Here is a 16047-nt window from a genome sequence, read left to right on the forward strand (position 1 = left end):
CGACGGCCACCAGGCCGCTGCGCCGTGGGAGCGAGCGATGAGGAGAAAGCACGGAAGAACGCCCTTCGTTGCGCGTGTCACGAGTGACAACGTTGTCAATTGCTGGGCAATCTACGGACTGTCCTCCGGACAATTCAAGAGCGGTCTTCGAGAAAGATCAGATCCCGTCCCACCGCCTCTCAGTCGGGGCAGGGCACCTCGCCGGAGCCGCGGGCGATCAGCTCGGTGGGGATCACGAACGTCTGCGCCGGCTCGTCCTCGCCGTCGAGGCGGAGGAACACCCGCTCGGCGGCCGTCCGCCCGATGACCGCGGGGTTCTGCGCGATCACCGAGACGGCGGGCTCGAGGAGCTCCGCCAGGGGGATGTCGTCGAAGCCGATCAGGGCGACCCTTCCGTGCGCGCCACGACGGCGGAGCGCGGCGAGCACGCCGATCGTGATCAGGTTCTGCCCGCCGACGATGGCGGTCGGCGGCACCTCGAGGTCGAGCAGAGCGGTCGCCATCTCCTCCGCCGCGTGCTCGTCGTGGGCGCCGTGGCGCACGTACGCGGGCGGCACCGGCAGGCCGAGCCGGCTCATCTCCTCGAGGAAGCCGCGCTCCCGCTCCTGAGCGGTGAAGATCTCGGGCCGGTCGCCCAGGAACGCGATGCGGCGATGCCCGAAGGAGGCGAGGTGCCCCACTGCGCGGGCGATGCCGGCGGCGTTGTCGGTGATCACCGCGTCCGCCGTGATCCCCGAGGGGACGCGGTCGACGAACACCGCAGGCGTGCCGCGGTCGACCTCGACGCCCAGGTAGGCCTGGCTGGGCGCGACCGTGGTCAGGATGAGCCCGTCGACGCGCCGCGAGACGAAGGCGTTCACCGAGGAGCGCTCACGGGCGGGGTCGTCATCGAGGCTCGAGGCGAAGACCGCGACCCCGCGCTCGTTCGCGAGATCCTCGACGGCACGGTGGAGAGCACCCGAGAAGGGGTTCGCCACGCTGCCCACCAGCAGTCCGAGCGTGTTCGTGCGCCCGTTGGAGCGGCGGAGGTTCCCGGCGTGCAGATCCGGCTGGTACTGCAGCTGCGAGGCGGCGGCCTGCACCCGCTCGATCGTGGCGGCCGACACGTTCGGCTCGCCGTTGATGACCCGGGAGACCGTCTTGATGCCCACTCCGGCCAGAGCGGCGACGTGCTTCATGGTCGGACGGCGGCCTGCACCGGCGCCGCTTCGATCTGACAACGATGTCACGGTCGGGTCTCGCTTTCTGGAGGATCGCTTGACCTTAGCGTCACCGACCCGATAGACCTACCTCTGACATCGTTGTCGGGAGGCTGCTCCCGCCCTATGAACAGGACTTTCAATGACGAACCGTTCCCCTCGCCTCACCCGGTACATCGGCCTCGGCTCCGTCGCGATCCTCGCGGCCCTGGGCATGACCGCCTGCTCCAGCTCCGGCCCCGGCTCGTCCGACGCCGGCTCCACCGCCGGCAGCGGAGACGGCGTCGGCGTCACCCTCATCGTCAAGACGACGACGAACCCCTTCTTCGTCGCGATGGAGGACGGCGCCAAGGAGGCGGCCACCTCCGCCGGCGTGAACCTCACGCTCGCCGCGGGCAAGGAGGACGGCGACGAGGACACCCAGATCCAGGCCATCGAGAACGCGATCTCGAAGGGCGACAAGGGCATCCTGATCACCCCGAACGGCCCCTCCGTCGTCGACGCCATCCAGAAGGCGCGCGACGCCGGTCTCTTCGTCATCGCCCTCGACACGGCGCCCGACCCCGCCGACGCCGTCGACATCACCTTCGCCACCGACAACTTCAAGGCCGGCGAGGCCATCGGCGAGTGGACCGCCGCGCAGCTCGACGGGAAGAAGGCGACCATCGCGATGCTCGACCTCTTCGACGACAAGGTCGTCTCGGTCGACTACAACCGCGACCAGGGCTTCCTCACCGGCATGGGGATCGACGTCGCCGACGACCAGACCAACGGCGACGAGGCGAAGACCGGCAGCTACAGCGGCGGCGACTACGAGATCGTCGGCAACGAGGCCACCCAGGGCGCCGAGGACGGCGGCCGCACCGCCATGGAGACGCTCCTGTCCAAGAACCCCGACGTGAACGTGGTCTACACGATCAACGAGCCCGCCGCCTACGGCGCCTACCAGGCCCTCCAGGCCGCGGGCAAGGAGAAGGACGTCCTGCTCGTCTCGATCGACGGCGGCTGCGCCGGCGTGAAGAACGTCAAGGAGGGTCTCATCGGCGCCACCGCGCAGCAGTACCCGGTGAAGATGGCCCAGCTCGGCGTCGAGGCGATCGCCCAGCTCGCCGAGGACGGCACCAAGCCCAGCACCAGCGAGGGCCTCGACTTCTTCGACACCGGCTCGCAGCTGGTGACCGACACCCCCGTCGACGGCCTCGACAGCATCACCTCCGACGACGCCGCCGGGATCTGCTGGGGCGAGTAGCCCCCCGCGGGCGGGGCGCTCCGGCGCCCCGCCCTCCTCCTCCCGCTCCCAGCGACTCCAGAAAGGCCATCGTGGCTCAGAAGACCACCGACCCGAATCCGCCGACCTCCGCACTCGACCTCGCGAGCGAGTTCCTCGACCGCCGCACGCCGCTGGACCGCGTCCGCGGAGTCCTGCACCGCTATCCGGCCGTCAGCCCGGCGGTCGTCCTCGTCCTGGCCGTCATCGTCTTCGGGCTCCTGAACGACCGCTTCCTCGACCCGTCGAACCTCTCGCTCATCACGCAGCAGGTCGCGGTGGTCGGCACCCTCGCCGTCGCGCAGACGCTGATCATCCTCACCGCCGGCATCGACCTCTCGGTCGGCGCGGTCATGGTCCTCACCTCGATGGTCATCGCGCAGACCGCGACCGAGAACGGGCTCCCGGCGGTCGTCGCCCTGCTCCTGGGCCTGATCGTCGGCCTCGCAGCGGGCGCCTTCAACGGCCTGCTCGTGACGAAGCTCCGGCTCCCCCCGTTCATCGTCACCCTCGGCACGCTCAACATCTTCGTCGCGCTGACGCTCCTCTACTCGAGCGGTTCGACGGTCCGCGGCACCGACATGCCGGCCCTGCTGCCCTCCACCGGCGGCACCTTCGACATCCTCGGCGTCCGCATCAGCTACGGCGTCCTGCTGATGCTCCTCGTCTACATCGTGATCGCGTTCATCCTCGGCAAGACCGCCTGGGGCCGCCACGTCTACGCGGTGGGCGACGACAAGGAGGCCGCCCGCCTGGCCGGCATCAGCGTGAACCGCGTCCTGATGAGCGTCTACCTCGCCGCCGGCGCGATCCTCGCCATCGGCGCGTGGATCCAGATCGGCCGCACCAACGCGGCGAGCCCGAACGCCGGAGCCGACCTCAACCTCGACTCCATCACCGCGGTCGTCATCGGCGGCACCAGCCTCTTCGGCGGGCGCGGCACGGTCTGGGGCACGCTCCTCGGCGCCCTCATCGTCGGCGTCTTCCGCAACGGGCTCTCGCTCGCCGGACTCGACGTCCTCTACCAGACGCTCGCTGTCGGCGTCCTCATCATCGTCGCCGTCTCGGTCGACCAGTGGATCCGGAAGGTTCGCAAGTGACCCTCATCGATGCCGCGGGCACCGCTCCCGCCGCCGCCCGCACCCCCGTCCTGCAGGCCAAGCGCCTCGTCAAGACCTTCGGCCGCGTGGTCGGGCTCGACGGCGTGAGCCTCGAGCTCTACCCCGGCGAGGTCCTCGCCATCATCGGCGACAACGGCGCCGGGAAGTCGACGCTGATCAAGTGCCTCACCGGCGCCGAGATCCCCGACGAGGGCGAGATCCTCCTCGACGGGCAGCCGGTGACCTTCAAGCGCCCGCAGGACGCCCGCGGCGCCGGCATCGAGACGGTCTACCAGAACCTCGCCGTCTCCCCGGCGCTCGACGTCGCCTCGAACCTCTACCTCGGCCGCGAGAAGCGCAAGAAGGGGATCCTCGGCTCCGTCTTCCGGATGCTCGACACCGCCGGAATGCGCAAGGAGGCGCGCGCCGAGCTGACCGAGCTGGGCATCTCGACCCTCCAGGACGTCACGGTCCCGGTCGAGAACCTCTCCGGGGGACAGCGCCAGGCCGTGGCCGTCGCCCGCGCCGCCGCGTTCGGCTCGAAGGTCGTCGTCCTCGACGAGCCGACCGCCGCCCTCGGCGTCCGCGAGTCGAACCAGGTGCTGCAGCTCGTGCGCAATCTGCGCGACCGCGGCATCCCGGTCATCCTGATCAGCCACAACATGCCGCACGTGTTCGACGTGGCCGACCGGATCCACATCCAGCGCCTCGGCAAGAAGGCCGCGACGATCACCCCGCAGTCGCACTCGATGACCGACGCGGTCGCGATCATGACCGGGGCGGCGACGGCATGAGCGCCCGCATCCTCTACGCCGAGTTCACCGCGAAGCCCGGTCACGAGGAGGCGGTCGCCGGCATGATCGCCGACCTCGCCGTCCTGGTCCGCCGGGAGCCGGGCAATGTCGAGTTCACGCCCTACCGGCGGGAGGACGATCCGGCCCGGTTCTTCGTCTACGAGGTCTACCGCGACGAGGACGCCTTCCAGGCGCACATCTCGGCCGACTACGGAGCCGAGTTCAACAGGGAGCTGGGCCCGCTGATCGTCGAGCCGCACTCGCAGCTCACCTGGCTCGTCGCGGTCTGATCCGTCGCAGAAGCGCACCGTCTCTCCGGGGGCGGTGCGCTTCCGCGTCCCTCGACTTCTTCCACGCCGACGGGAGCGCCCTCGAGTTCCCCGGCAGCGACCGGATGGTCCGCGTCTCGCGCGAGGACCTGGCCGCCGTGCCGCACGCCGTGGGCGTGGCGGTCGAGGCCGAGAAGACCGCGAGCATCATCGGCGCCGTCCGCGGCTCCCTGATCAACACGCTCGTGACGGACGCCGCGACGGCCGCGGCCATCCTCGCCGCCCTCTGAGCACCGGCCGCCGCTCCCCCACTGTCCAGAAGTTGTCGCACTCGACGCCGAATGCGACAACTCCTGGGGAGTCGAGGAGGGCGATCCGCGTCAGGGCTGCGTGAACGCGACCTTCTGCACGCTGGTGCGTCCGTCGAGCGTCGTCGTCGTGATGCGCATGCTGTACGACCCGGCCGGGGCGACGGCGCCGTTCGTCAGGCGTCCGTCCCAGGCGAGGGTCTGCCGGCCCGCGAGGTGGCGGATCGACGAGGTCAGCTGCTTCGCGACTCCGCCGGACGCCGTGAGCACCGCGACGCTGGTCGTCGCGCCGTCGCCGGTCATCCAGTCGAGCGTCGTCGTGCCGCCCGGGCGGGTCACCGCGGGCGCCGAGACCACGAACGCCGGCGTCCGGCCGAGCGTCGCGGTCGCGTGGCCGTCGGCGACGGTCAGCGCCGTGCTGCCCGCGGTGGTCCGGATCGACGCCGTCGCCCCCGAGACCTGCACCGAGGCCGTCGACGGGCCCGCGGTGTAGAGCGCCTGCACCGTCTCGGTCGGCGTCTGCAGCACCGTCCCGTGCAGATTCACTCCGTAGTCGGCCGTCACGTCGTCGATCGAGACCGTGCCGGAGGAGACGCCCGACATCGCCTTGTAGACGAAGGCGTCCACGAGCTTCACCGGGTAGTCCCACACCCCGTCCCCGTCGCCGCCGGAGTGCGTGTAGTTGGCGTTCAGCCCGTCCGAGAACAGCGTCATCTTCTGCCACGGCGAGCCGCCGACGTTGCCGACGAGGCCCTGGAAGGTCTCCCCGGTCGCGTCCTGCAGCTTCAGGTAGACGGGGCTGGTGCTCGCGTCGCCGCTGACCCGGACCGAGACCGCTGTCGGCGAGCCGGGGAGGGTGCGCGAGGTGTGGAGCTGCGCGCCCTTCGAGGCGCCGGAGAAGTCGTACGTCAGCTTCAGCGCGCCCGCGCCGGAGTAGCCGGTCGACGTCGCGGCCAGCGAGGCGGTCCCGCCGCCGATCGGCGCCACGGCCCACCCGCTCGTGGAGGAGAGGTCGTCGACCTTCACCGGCGAGGCGGAGGCGGTCGCGCTCGCCCGGCCGACCGCGGTGCCGGTCGCGAGGACCGCGCCGACCTCCTTCAGCGCCGCGTACGCGGGCTTCTGCCGTCCGGAGCGCTCGGTCACCGAGAAGGTGTCCAGCGGCGCCTGCGGGTCGGGGCCTCCGACGAGGTTGTACCAGGCGATCGCCTTGATCCCGCGGGCCGCGGCGTCGAGGTAGGAGCGCGAGAGGTACGACGCCTGGTCGGCCTCGCTGGTGGCGCCGGTGCAGGTGGTGCAGGTCGCCCAGCTGACCTCGGTGATCCACAGGCTCCGGCCCGGCGCGCTGCGGGTGAGGAAGTTCTGCGCCGCGTCGAGGTAGGTCGGGATCGCTCCGGTCTCGGGCGCTCCGTCGACCGTGTACGTGTGGATCGCGAGTCCGTCGAAGGAGTCGCCCGCCCCGGCCGCCAGCACGTCGGCCATGAACGGGTCGCTGAACTGGTCGAGCCCGCCGACCAGCACGGTCGCGGTCGGGTCCACGGCCTTGATCGCCGTGTACGCGGCCTTCAGCATCTCGCCGTACTGGCCGGCCGTGGCGCCTCCGCGCCAGTAGTAGTCGGTGTTCGGCTCGTTCCACACCTCCCAGACGTGCACGCGGTCCTTGTACCGGGCCACGGTCGCCGCCGCGTACGACGCGAAGTCGGCGTTGCTGCGCGGCGGGTAGTACTGCGCGTCCTCCGCCGCGGTGCCGGCCGGGGCCGACGAGGCCCAGGGCGCCGAGTAGGCGAGCTTGCCGATCATGTCGACGTTGCGCGCCTGACTGATCGCGACGGCCTGGTCGAACTTCGCCCAGTCGTAGAACCCCTTCCGCGGCTCGACGCGCTTCCACTCGAACTCCTCGCGGGCCCAGCGCACCTGCGCGTCCTCGAGGAGGGCGGCCTGCCGGTCGGCCTCGACGGGCGAGTCCTGCTCGGTGAGGAAGCTGTTGATGCCGCTGATCGACGTGGGCGACGCCTCGGTGACCCGGGCGCTCACTCCGGTGAGGTAGGGGCGGGTCGCCGTGGCGGCTCCCGAGAGCGCGCCGTCGGCGGTCGTGTCCCAGGTGAGGCGGCCGGCGATGCTGCCGGCCATCGCGGCTCCGCTGTCGTCGGTGCCGTCGTAGGCCGCGGTGATCTCGCCCGCGGCGGCGGCGGTCCCGCCGAAGGTGCGGGTGCGGCCGGCGCTGTCGCGCAGCACCAGGGCGTAGTCGCCGGGCCCGCCCGCCGTGAAGCGGACGGTCGTGGTGGCCGCGTTCTCGCGGGAGAAGCGCGCGGCGCTCGCGGTCGGCAGCGTCCAGTCCTTGTCGAGGACGCGCAGGTTGTCGAGCACGACGGTGCCGGTGGCGGGGGCCGAGGCGCCGTTGCGCACCACGTTGATCCGCACCAGCGAGACCGGGTAGTCGAGCACGCCGTCGTCGTTGCCGAGGTGGGTGTTCGCGGCGGGCGACCGGAGGTCGATCGTCGCGGTCGTCCACCGGCTGAGGCTCATCGCGTCGACGCGGTAGAAGAACATCTCGCCGGTCGCGTCGCGCAGCTTGAGGAACACGGTGTTCCAGCTGCTGTCGCCGAGCAGGTCGACCTTGAGCGCGGTCGCGGGCTGCGTCAGCAGCGGCACCGGAGTCGTCGCGGTCTCGATCTCGGCGTCGGCGCGGGAGAGGTCGTAGGCGATCCTCAGCGCGCCCGAGCCCTCGGTGCGGGTGGCCGAGGTCGAGGGGGTCGCGGTGCCGGCGGCCTGCACCCAGTCGGTCCCGGCGGAGTCGAAGGACTGCGCGAGGCTCGCGTCCGCGTCGATCTCCGCAAGGGTCAGCAGGAGCGGGATCCCGCTGCGGGTGGCGTTCGAGGCGAGGACGCCGTCGTCCGTCCCGTCCTGCGAGAAGACGCCGCTGACGTCGCCGCGCATGCGGGTCCCGGAGTCGTCCGAGCCGTCCCAGGTCAGGGTGACCGGGCCGGCCGCGGCCGCACGCCCGGTGATCGTCTTCACGCGCCCCTCCTTGTCGCGCAGCTCGAGGCGGTGGTCGCCCGGGCCTGCCGCGGTGAAGGAGAACGAGGTGGTCGCCGAGGCGCCGGGGGTGAAGAACGCGGTCGCGGCCGTCGGCAGCGACCAGCCGGTGGCGAGGGTGCGCAGGTTGTCGAGCACGACGGTCCCGGTGGCGGGCTGGCTGCCGTTGCGCACGATGATCACGCCGGAGAGCTTCACCGGGAAGTCGAGCACCTGGTCGCCGTCGCCGCCCTCGATCAGCGCGGCCGGAGCGGTGAGGTCGACGTCGATCGTCGCCCACGCCGTCGAGCGCATCGCGTCGAGCCGGTAGGTGAAGGTCTCGCCCGAGGCGTCGCGGAGGCGCGTGTAGACGGTGTTGTAGGTGCCGTCGCCCTTGAGGTCGATCCGGAGCGACGAGGCCGGCTTCGCGATCACGGTCGCGGGGGTGCTCTGCACCGTCTCGACCAGGCCCGACGAGACGTCGTAGTCGATCCGCTGCGCGTAGGAGCCCTGGGTCTTCTGCGCGCTGGTGCGCGAGACGGCCGCCGAGCCCATTGCGACGCTCCAGCCCGACGCCGCGCCCTCGAATCCCTCGACCACGCTGGTCGTCGACGGCTGCGCCGCGGCGACGGTCAGCAGGGTCGGAGTCGCCGAGCGGGTCCGCGACGCGGAGAACTGCCCGTCCGGGGTCGAGTCCTGCAGGAAGGTGCTGCGGATCGGGCCGTCCATCTCCTGTCCGTCCTCGGCCTTCCCGTCCCACTGCACGGCGGTCTCGCCGGGCTCCGCGAGGGTGCCGGTGAGGGAGCGGCTGCGGCCGGTGCCGTCGCGGAGGACGATCATCCAGTCGCCGGCCGTGGCGGCCGAGAACGCGAGGCTCGCGACTCCGCCCTCCGACGGCACGAGGAACTCGGTGTCGGCGACCGGCATCGTCCACCGGCTGCTCACCGCGCGCAGGTTGTCGAGCACGAGCGAGCCGGTGGCGGACTGCTCGCCGTTGCGCACGACGTAGAAGCCGGTCAGCGTCAGCGGCATGTCGAGCACGGAGTCGGCGTTGCCTCCCTCGGCGAGCACCGGGTCCTGGGTGAGGTCGATGGGCACCGTGGTCCAGGTGGTCTGCCGCATCGCGTCCATCCGGTAGGTGAACGCCTCGCCGCTCGCGTCGGTGACGCGGAGGTAGACCGTGTTGTAGCTGCCGTCGCCCTTGAGGTCGACCTTCAGCCCCGTGACCGGGCCGGTGGCGACGTCGAGCGGAGCGGTCCGCGTGATGCCGGCCATGCCGTCGGTGAGGTCGTAGTCGACGGCGAGCGCGTCGGTGCCCTCGATGCCGGCCGCGCCGCCCCCGGCCGCGGAGGCGCGGCGCAGGGTGGCGGATCCGGTGGCGACTCCCCAGCCGGCGTCTCCGCCGTCGAAGGCCTCGACCACCGAGGTCGCGTCGGGGTCGTCGGCCGCGGCCAGGGTGAGCAGGAACGGGACGCCGGTCGTCGTCGCGGCGCCGAGGGAGCCGTCGGCCGAGTCGTCCTGGCGGAGCACCGCGCGCACGTCGCCGGTCATCGCGGCTCCGGAGTCGTCGCGTCCGTCCCAGTCGACGGCGACGGGCCCCGCCGCGGCGGCCGTGCCGGTGAGGGTGCGCGAGAGCCCGGCGGCGTCCGCGAGCCGCAGCTCCCAGTCGCCCGCGGACCCGGCGTCGAAGGCGAGCGCGGCTCTCGCCCCGGCGGCGATGTAGGTCGACGCGGCGACGGGGAGGGTCCAGCCGGTGGTGTCCGCGCGCAGGTCGTCGAGGGCGAACGTGCCGGTCGGCGGCTGCTCGCCGTTGCGGACCACGAGGACGCCGGCCACGGTGAGCGGCGCGTCCATGACTCCGTTGCCGTCGCCGCCGTCGCGGGCCACCGGCTCCGCGGTCAGGTCGACGGTGAGCGTCTGCCACTGGGTCGAGCGCATCGCGTCGACGCGGTGCACGAAGGTCTCGCCGCTCGTGTCGCGGACCCGCAGGTAGACGGTGTTGTAGGAGCCGTCGCCGCGGAGGTCGACCGTCAGGGACGAGGCGGGCGCGGGGATGACGGGCGCCTGCAGCGGATCGAAGCCGAGCTCGGCGAGCCCCCCGGTGACGTCGTACGAGACCTCGAGCGACGAGTCGCCCTCCGTGCTGTCGTCGGAGACGGCCGTGGAGGCCGTGCCGGTCACCGTCGCGAGCGCGGGCGAGCCGCTCTCGAAGCCCGTCACGGGACTGGTCCCGGGAGTCGCGGCCGACGCGGCGCTCGGCGCCGTGAGCAGGCCCGCGACGAGGGCGGCGGTGACGAGGAGGACTGTTCGGGCACGGGACATGGGGGCACTCCGCTGGGCGTCGGATCGAGGATCGAACGCTCGCCTGGGGGTGGTGGCGAGCCGGCCGCATCGACGACCTGCGCGTCACGCTAGGACCGGCGGAGGTGCTCGGAAGGGTGCGGAGGAAAGCTCGATTCGGCCGCACTCGAAGAGGGGTGGCGGGCCGGGGCGGATCCCCTCGGGCGATATCACGAGGGCCGATCCGCGCGCCAGCCCTCGCAGAGAGGGCAGACGGGGCGCTGAGAGGAACGCTATCCCGTGCGGCGCCGGAGCGCACGCCTCACTTCGTTCGAGTGCTCTCAGGTCCAGTCGAGAGCGGAGCGCTCGGCCCAGTAGCGGACCGGATCCACGGCGAGCGCCGGGAGGTCCGGGAGCTCCAGGGGCCGCGCGCGCAGGTTGGCCCGCAGCTGCCCCGGAGTCGCCGCGCCGCTCAGCACGACGTCGGCCCAGGGCTGCGCGAGGGCGGCCCCCAGGGCGACGGCGTCCGGCGCGGCGCCGGCGTGCTCGATCGGGTGCGCCACGAGCCTCCCGTTGGCGAGGGCCTCCTTGACCACCACCAGCCAGCCGTCGTCGTGCGCGGCGGCGAGCGCCCGGCCCGCGGACTGCTCGAGCGGATTCCAGGTGCTCTGGACCGCGCTGAACGGCGACTCCGGGATCGCGCGGGCGAGCTCGATCACGCGCGCCTGCTCGGGTCCGCTGGTGGAGAGGCCGACGCGCACTCCGGAGCCGGCGAGGCCGCGGAGGCGGTCCAGCAGCGGTCGGTCGGTGAGGGCCGGGCTCTCGGGAGTGATGGAGTGGACGAGGTAGGAGTCGGGCGCCGAGCCGAGCGCGTCGAGCGTGAGCGGCCACTGGCGGTCGAGCATCGCGACCGAGTGCTCCTTGCGCTCGTGGACCGGCGCGTCCATCGCCCACCCGCCGACGTACTCGTAGCCCCACTTCGACTCGATCGTGAGCGCCGCACGCCGCTCCGGATGCCGGGCGAGCCAGCCGCCGAGGAACTCCTCCGCCCGCCCGTAGGAGCGCGCGGCGTCGAGGAAGCGGACGCCGGCGTCCCACGCCGCGTCGAGCAGCAGGTGCGTGCGCTCGCGCAGCGCGTCGACGCTCCGCTCAGCCGCGGGGCCGAGGTCGTCGTCGCGCCCTGCCGTGATGTACGCCGGCCGGCCCACGGCCGCCAGCCCGATCCCGAAGCGCTGCATCCCGCCCACGGTACGCCCGTCCCGGAGCTGCGGCAGCCGCTAGCGTCGAGCGGTGACCTCCGCCCTCGACCGCAGCATCCTCCGGCTCGCCGTCCCGGCGCTGGGCTCGCTGGTCGCCGAGCCGCTGTTCCTGCTCACCGACTCCGCCCTGGTCGGCCATCTCGGCGCCGTCCCGCTCGCCGGGCTCGCGCTGGGCGGCACGGTGCTGCAGACGATCGTCGGCCTGATGGTCTTCCTCGCGTACAGCACCACTCCGCGGGTCGGCCGGGCCCTCGGCGAGGGCGACGAGCGGAGGGCCGTGGCGGCCGGGATCGACGGCGGCTGGCTGGCCCTGGTCCTCGGCGCCGGCATCGCCGTGGTGGGCGCGCTGACCGCTCCGGCCGTCGTGGCGCTCTTCGGCGCGGAGCCGGCGGTGGCCGAGGCGGGCGTGCGGTACCTGGCGGTGAGCATGGCCGGGATCCCCGCCATGCTCGGCGTCTTCGCGCTCACCGGGCTCCTCCGCGGCTTCCAGGACACCCGCACTCCGCTGGTGATCGCCGCCGGCGGATTCGCTCTCAACGCCGCTCTCAACGCTGTGCTGATCTACCCGGCCGGCCTGGGGATAACCGGCTCCGCACTGGGGACGGTGATCGCGCAGTGGGCCATGCTCGCGGCCTACGCGGGAGTCGCGCTGCGGCTCGCCCGGCGGGTCGGCGCGCCGCTGCGGCCGCACCTCGCGGGCCTGGCCTCCTCCGCGGGATCCGGCGGCTGGATGCTCCTGCGCACCGCGAGCCTGCGCGCGGCGATCCTGCTCGCGGTCGCGACCGCCACCTCGCTCGGGGCGGAGGAGCTGGGCGCCTTCCAGGTGGCGATGACGCTGTTCTCGACGGTCGCCTTCGCCCTCGACGCGGTGGCGATCGCCGCGCAGGCTCTGCTGGGCCGCCTCCTCGGCGCGGGCGACGCCGAGCAGGCCCGAGCCGTCACGAAACGCTGTGTGACCTGGGGAATCGGTGCGGGAGCAGTGCTCGGAGCGCTGGTCACCGGTCTGAGCGGTGTCCTGCCGTACGTCTTCTCGAGCGACCCGGAGGTGCTGCGGCTGCTGCCCGCGGCGATCGCCGCCGTGGGCCTCACCGCTCCGCTCGGCGGCTACGTCTTCGTGCTCGACGGCGTGCTGATCGGCGCCGGCGACGGCCGCTACCTGGCGCTCAGCGGCCTCGCGAACCTCGCCGTCTTCGTCCCGCTCGCCCTGCTCGCCCCCGCCGCGCCCGCCGAATGGCGCCTCCTCGCGCTCTGGCTCGCCTTCGCCGTCGGCTTCCTCGGCGCCCGCGCGGTCACCCTCGGGCTCCGGGTCCGCAGCGACGTCTGGCTCCGCTGACCGCACTCCTCCCCTGTGGAGAAGCCTGTGGACAACTCCGGTCAGCGCGGCGGTGCGCTGGTGTTCCCGCGGTGGAAGACGGCGTGGAAGCAGACCGCCTCCGCCTCCTCGTCGGCCAGGAGCGCGACAGCGGCCCGTCCCGCCGCGCGGCCCTTCTCGACCGCGGGCTGGGCCATCGTCGTGAGGTCGTACTCGGCCGCGAGACCGGGCACCTGCACGCCGTCGAAGCCGACCACCGAGAGGTCCTCCGGCACGCGCAGCCCGCGCTCCTCCGCCGCGAGGATCACGCCCGCGGCCAGCAGATCGCTCTGCGCGACGACCGCGGTCGGCGGCTCCGCCCCCTCGAGCAGCGTGCGGCCCGCGGCGACGCCCTCGTCGACCGAGCTCGCCGCGGCGGCGGCGACCGACGCGTCCGGGAAGACGTCCTGCACGCCGAGGAGGCGGTCGACCGGAGTGATGCTGGGGCTCGAGCGCCAGCCCGCCGGGATCGCGCCGCGACGGCGGTCCTTCGCGAACGGGAGCGAGACCACCGCGACCCGCTCGTGGCCGAGCTCGCGCAGGTGCTCCGCGAGGGTGCGGCTGGCCTCGCGGTTGTCGAGCGAGATCACGGCGCCGCCCAGCTCCGAGAGGCCCTCGACCACGACGACCGGCACCCCCCGGCGACGCAGCACGGCGACGGAGTCGTCGACCGACGGGCTGCAGCCGACCAGGATCATCGCGTCGACCGGGGCCGTCGCCAGCAGGCCCGCGCCGTCGCCGGTCTCGGTGAGCAGCAGGATCCCGGCGTCGACCCCGCCGAGCACGTCGGCGATCCCGTCGAGCATGGCGATCTTGATCGGGTCGCGGAACGCGTGCAGCATCCGCTCGTCCACGACGACCCCCACGATCCCCGAGCGGCCGCGGCGGAGCGAGCGCGCCCGCGGGTCGGGGCCGGCGTAGTCGAGCTCGGACGCCGCGCGCAGCACCCGCTCCTTCGTGGCCTCCGAGACGGGGCCGGAGCCGCTGAAGACCAGCGAGGCGGTGGAGGGGGACACTCCGGCCCGGCTCGCGACGCGGGCGAGCGTCGGCCGGGGGCTCTTGCGGGGTTCCACGTTCCTCCTCGTGGGGGCGGCGCGCTCGTCGTCGGTTGACCGTCCCCGGGGTTCCGGATAGCTTAGACCGGCTCGCTTCGAATCGATTCGACCGTGCCTCTCGATCCGGTGTCCGGATCCCGCCCGCACCAGGAGAACCGCCATGACCTCGACGTCCGCGCTCACGCGCCCGCAGCTGGTCGCCTGGCGCAACGCCGTCTTCACGATCTTCGTCCTCAGCGGGATCTCGATCGCCACCTGGGTCTCGCGCACCCCCGCCATCCGCGACGAGCTCCAGCTCTCGACCGCCGGAGTGGGCCTGCTGATCCTCTCGATGTCGATCGGCGCGATCGTCGGACTCGCGTTCTCGACGCCGGTCATGGGCGCGATCGGCGCCCGGCGCGGCATGGCGCTCGGCCTCACCGTCTCGGCGGCGGGCCTCGCGGTGCTGGGCGTCTCGGCCGACGTCATCGGCGTCCTCCCCGCGGCCTTCGCCGGCATGGCGATGCTCGGCTTCGGCAACGGAGCGGTCGACGTGATGATGAACGTCGAGGGTGCGGCCAACGAGAAGGCCTTCGGCAAGACGCTCCTGCCGCTGTTCCACGCCTTCTTCAGCCTCGGCACCGTGGCCGGCGCACTGATCGGCGCGGGCGCCTCCGCCCTGGCCGTGCCCGTCGCCGTCCACCTCGGCGCGATCGCCGTGGTGATCGCCGTGACCGCGGTGATCGCGATCCGCTTCGTCCCGGTCCGCGAGGAGCTCGACACCTCCGGCGCGGCGACCACGGTGAAGCCGCCGGTCCGCGAGCGCGTCGCCGCCTCCCTCGGCGTCTGGCGCGACGGCCGCCTCGTCCTCATCGGCCTGATCATGCTGGGCATGGCCTTCGCCGAGGGCTCCGCGAACGACTGGCTGACCCTGGCGATGGTCGACGGCCACGGCACCGACAAGACGACCGCCGCCGTCGTGTTCGGCGTGTTCGTCGCCGCCATGACCGTCGGACGCGTGATCGGCGGACCCGTGCTCGACCGCTTCGGCCGCGTCCCGGTGCTGCGCGCCTCCGCCGGGCTCGCGATCGTCGGCATCCTGCTGTTCATCCTCGCCCCGGTCGACGCGCTCGTCGTCGTCGGCGCGGTCGCCTGGGGTCTGGGCTGCTCGCTCGGCTTCCCGGTGGGCATGTCGGCCGCGGCGGAGGGGCCGCACTCGGCCGCCCGCGTCAGCGCGGTGGCGATGCTCGGCTACGTCGCGTTCCTGGTCGGACCGCCGGCGATCGGCTTCCTCGGCGAGCACTACGGCCTGCTGAACGCCCTCTTCCTGGTTCTGGCCCTGGTGGTCGTGGCGGGGCTCGCCTCCCCCGCCGCCCGCAGCCGGCGGAGCTGACCGCCGCCGCCGCAAGCCCCCGTGCGGCCCGGGCGCCCCGACGCGCCTCCCCCTAGGCTTCCCAGGACGGCGGCGGAGGGGGAGCGGATGCGGTACCGAGCGCGCGACGGCGCCCTGCTCCACGTCGACGAGCACGGAGCCGGTCAGGGGCGGCCCCTGGTGGTCGTCCCCGGCGAGCCGGAGCGCCACCCCTCCTACCTCGGCTCGTTCGCCTCGATCGCCTGCACGCGCCGCGTCCTCGTGCTGCACCCGCGCGGAGTGGGCGGCTCCGCGGAGCTGCCTCCCGCTCCCCCGGCCACGACGGCCGCCGACGTGGAGGACCTGCGCCGTCACCTCGGCGTCGACGAGCTCGATCTCGCCGCGCACGACTCCGGCTGCCGCGCCGTCCTGCTCGCCGCCGTGGGCGCGCCCGAGCGCGTCGCCCACCTGCTCCTGATCGCCCCCGGCACCGCCTGGCTCGGGATCGACGACCACGCTCCCCGTGAGGAGCACACCGCTCCCGCCGGCTCCGACGACACCGCGGCGATCCGCGACGCTCTGCAGCGCCTCGACTGCCCCGCGGTCGTCCTCGGCGGCGAGGACGATCCGGTGACGGGCGTCGCCGCTCTGGAGGCGCTCACCGCGCTCCTGCCGCAGGCGAGCCTGGCCGTCATCGAGTCGAGCGGCCACCACCCGTGGGCGGAGGCGCCGGCCGAGTTCGCGGTCGCGCTGCGCGCCTCGCTCTCGGTGCCGCCGCCCGCTCCTCCGCTCGGCCGCCGGCCTCCCGTCGCCGCGCGCTGAG

Annotated in this window: 12 protein-coding genes; 8 read left to right on the forward strand and 4 right to left on the reverse strand. The window is 73.1% G+C overall.

The features are described from left to right. Positions 1–179: 179 nt before the first annotated feature. Positions 180–1178, reverse strand: a complete 999-nt coding sequence (locus tag C5D66_RS06330; protein ID WP_104256432.1) for a LacI family DNA-binding transcriptional regulator — start codon at positions 1176–1178, stop codon at positions 180–182. Positions 1179–1341: 163 nt separating this feature from the next. Here C5D66_RS06330 and C5D66_RS06335 point away from each other — a divergent pair, with 163 nt between their 5' ends. The 5 genes from C5D66_RS06335 (at position 1342) to C5D66_RS06355 (ending at position 4919) form a co-directional block, all read left to right on the forward strand. Continuing rightward, positions 1342–2448, forward strand: a complete 1107-nt coding sequence (locus tag C5D66_RS06335; protein ID WP_104238959.1) for a substrate-binding domain-containing protein — start codon at positions 1342–1344, stop codon at positions 2446–2448. 71 nt (positions 2449–2519) lie between these two features. Continuing rightward, a complete protein-coding gene (locus C5D66_RS06340; RefSeq protein ID WP_104256431.1) occupies positions 2520–3566 on the forward strand; it encodes an ABC transporter permease in 1047 nt (348 codons plus the stop codon). Next, positions 3563–4360, forward strand: a complete 798-nt coding sequence (locus C5D66_RS06345; protein WP_104238957.1) for an ATP-binding cassette domain-containing protein — start codon at positions 3563–3565, stop codon at positions 4358–4360. The genes C5D66_RS06340 and C5D66_RS06345 overlap by 4 nt, the downstream gene beginning before the upstream one ends. After that, entirely contained in the window at positions 4357–4650 is a 294-nt protein-coding gene (locus tag C5D66_RS06350; protein WP_104256430.1) for a putative quinol monooxygenase, read from the forward strand. The genes C5D66_RS06345 and C5D66_RS06350 overlap by 4 nt, the downstream gene beginning before the upstream one ends. Further along, entirely contained in the window at positions 4650–4919 is a 270-nt protein-coding gene (locus C5D66_RS06355) for a sugar-binding domain-containing protein (protein ID WP_258063861.1), read from the forward strand. The genes C5D66_RS06350 and C5D66_RS06355 overlap by 1 nt, the downstream gene beginning before the upstream one ends. Before the next feature lie 90 nt (positions 4920–5009). On the opposite strand, the gene C5D66_RS06360 is transcribed toward C5D66_RS06355, so the two are convergent. Beyond that, on the reverse strand, positions 5010–10271 hold the full coding sequence (locus C5D66_RS06360; protein WP_104256428.1) for a FlgD immunoglobulin-like domain containing protein: 5262 nt from the start codon (positions 10269–10271) through the stop codon (positions 5010–5012). A gap of 299 nt (positions 10272–10570) precedes the next feature. Next, positions 10571–11467, reverse strand: a complete 897-nt coding sequence (locus C5D66_RS06365) for an aldo/keto reductase (protein WP_104256427.1) — start codon at positions 11465–11467, stop codon at positions 10571–10573. Positions 11468–11519: 52 nt separating this feature from the next. On the opposite strand from C5D66_RS06365, the gene C5D66_RS06370 reads away from it, so the two are divergent. Next, on the forward strand, positions 11520–12821 hold the full coding sequence (locus C5D66_RS06370; protein ID WP_104256426.1) for an MATE family efflux transporter: 1302 nt from the start codon (positions 11520–11522) through the stop codon (positions 12819–12821). Between the two features lie 41 nt (positions 12822–12862). Here C5D66_RS06370 and C5D66_RS06375 read toward each other — a convergent pair whose 3' ends face one another. Then, positions 12863–13912, reverse strand: coding sequence for a LacI family DNA-binding transcriptional regulator (locus C5D66_RS06375; protein WP_258063850.1), 1050 nt, complete (start codon positions 13910–13912; stop codon positions 12863–12865). A 142-nt stretch (positions 13913–14054) separates the two neighbouring features. Here C5D66_RS06375 and C5D66_RS06380 point away from each other — a divergent pair, with 142 nt between their 5' ends. Further along, entirely contained in the window at positions 14055–15266 is a 1212-nt protein-coding gene (locus C5D66_RS06380) for an MFS transporter (protein ID WP_104225755.1), read from the forward strand. Positions 15267–15353: 87 nt separating this feature from the next. Then, entirely contained in the window at positions 15354–16046 is a 693-nt protein-coding gene (locus tag C5D66_RS06385) for an alpha/beta fold hydrolase (RefSeq protein WP_104256425.1), read from the forward strand. The last annotated feature ends 1 nt before the right edge of the window (position 16047 follow it).

The organism is Rathayibacter sp. AY1B4 (assembly GCF_002932815.1).
Lineage (GTDB): Bacteria > Actinomycetota > Actinomycetes > Actinomycetales > Microbacteriaceae > Rathayibacter.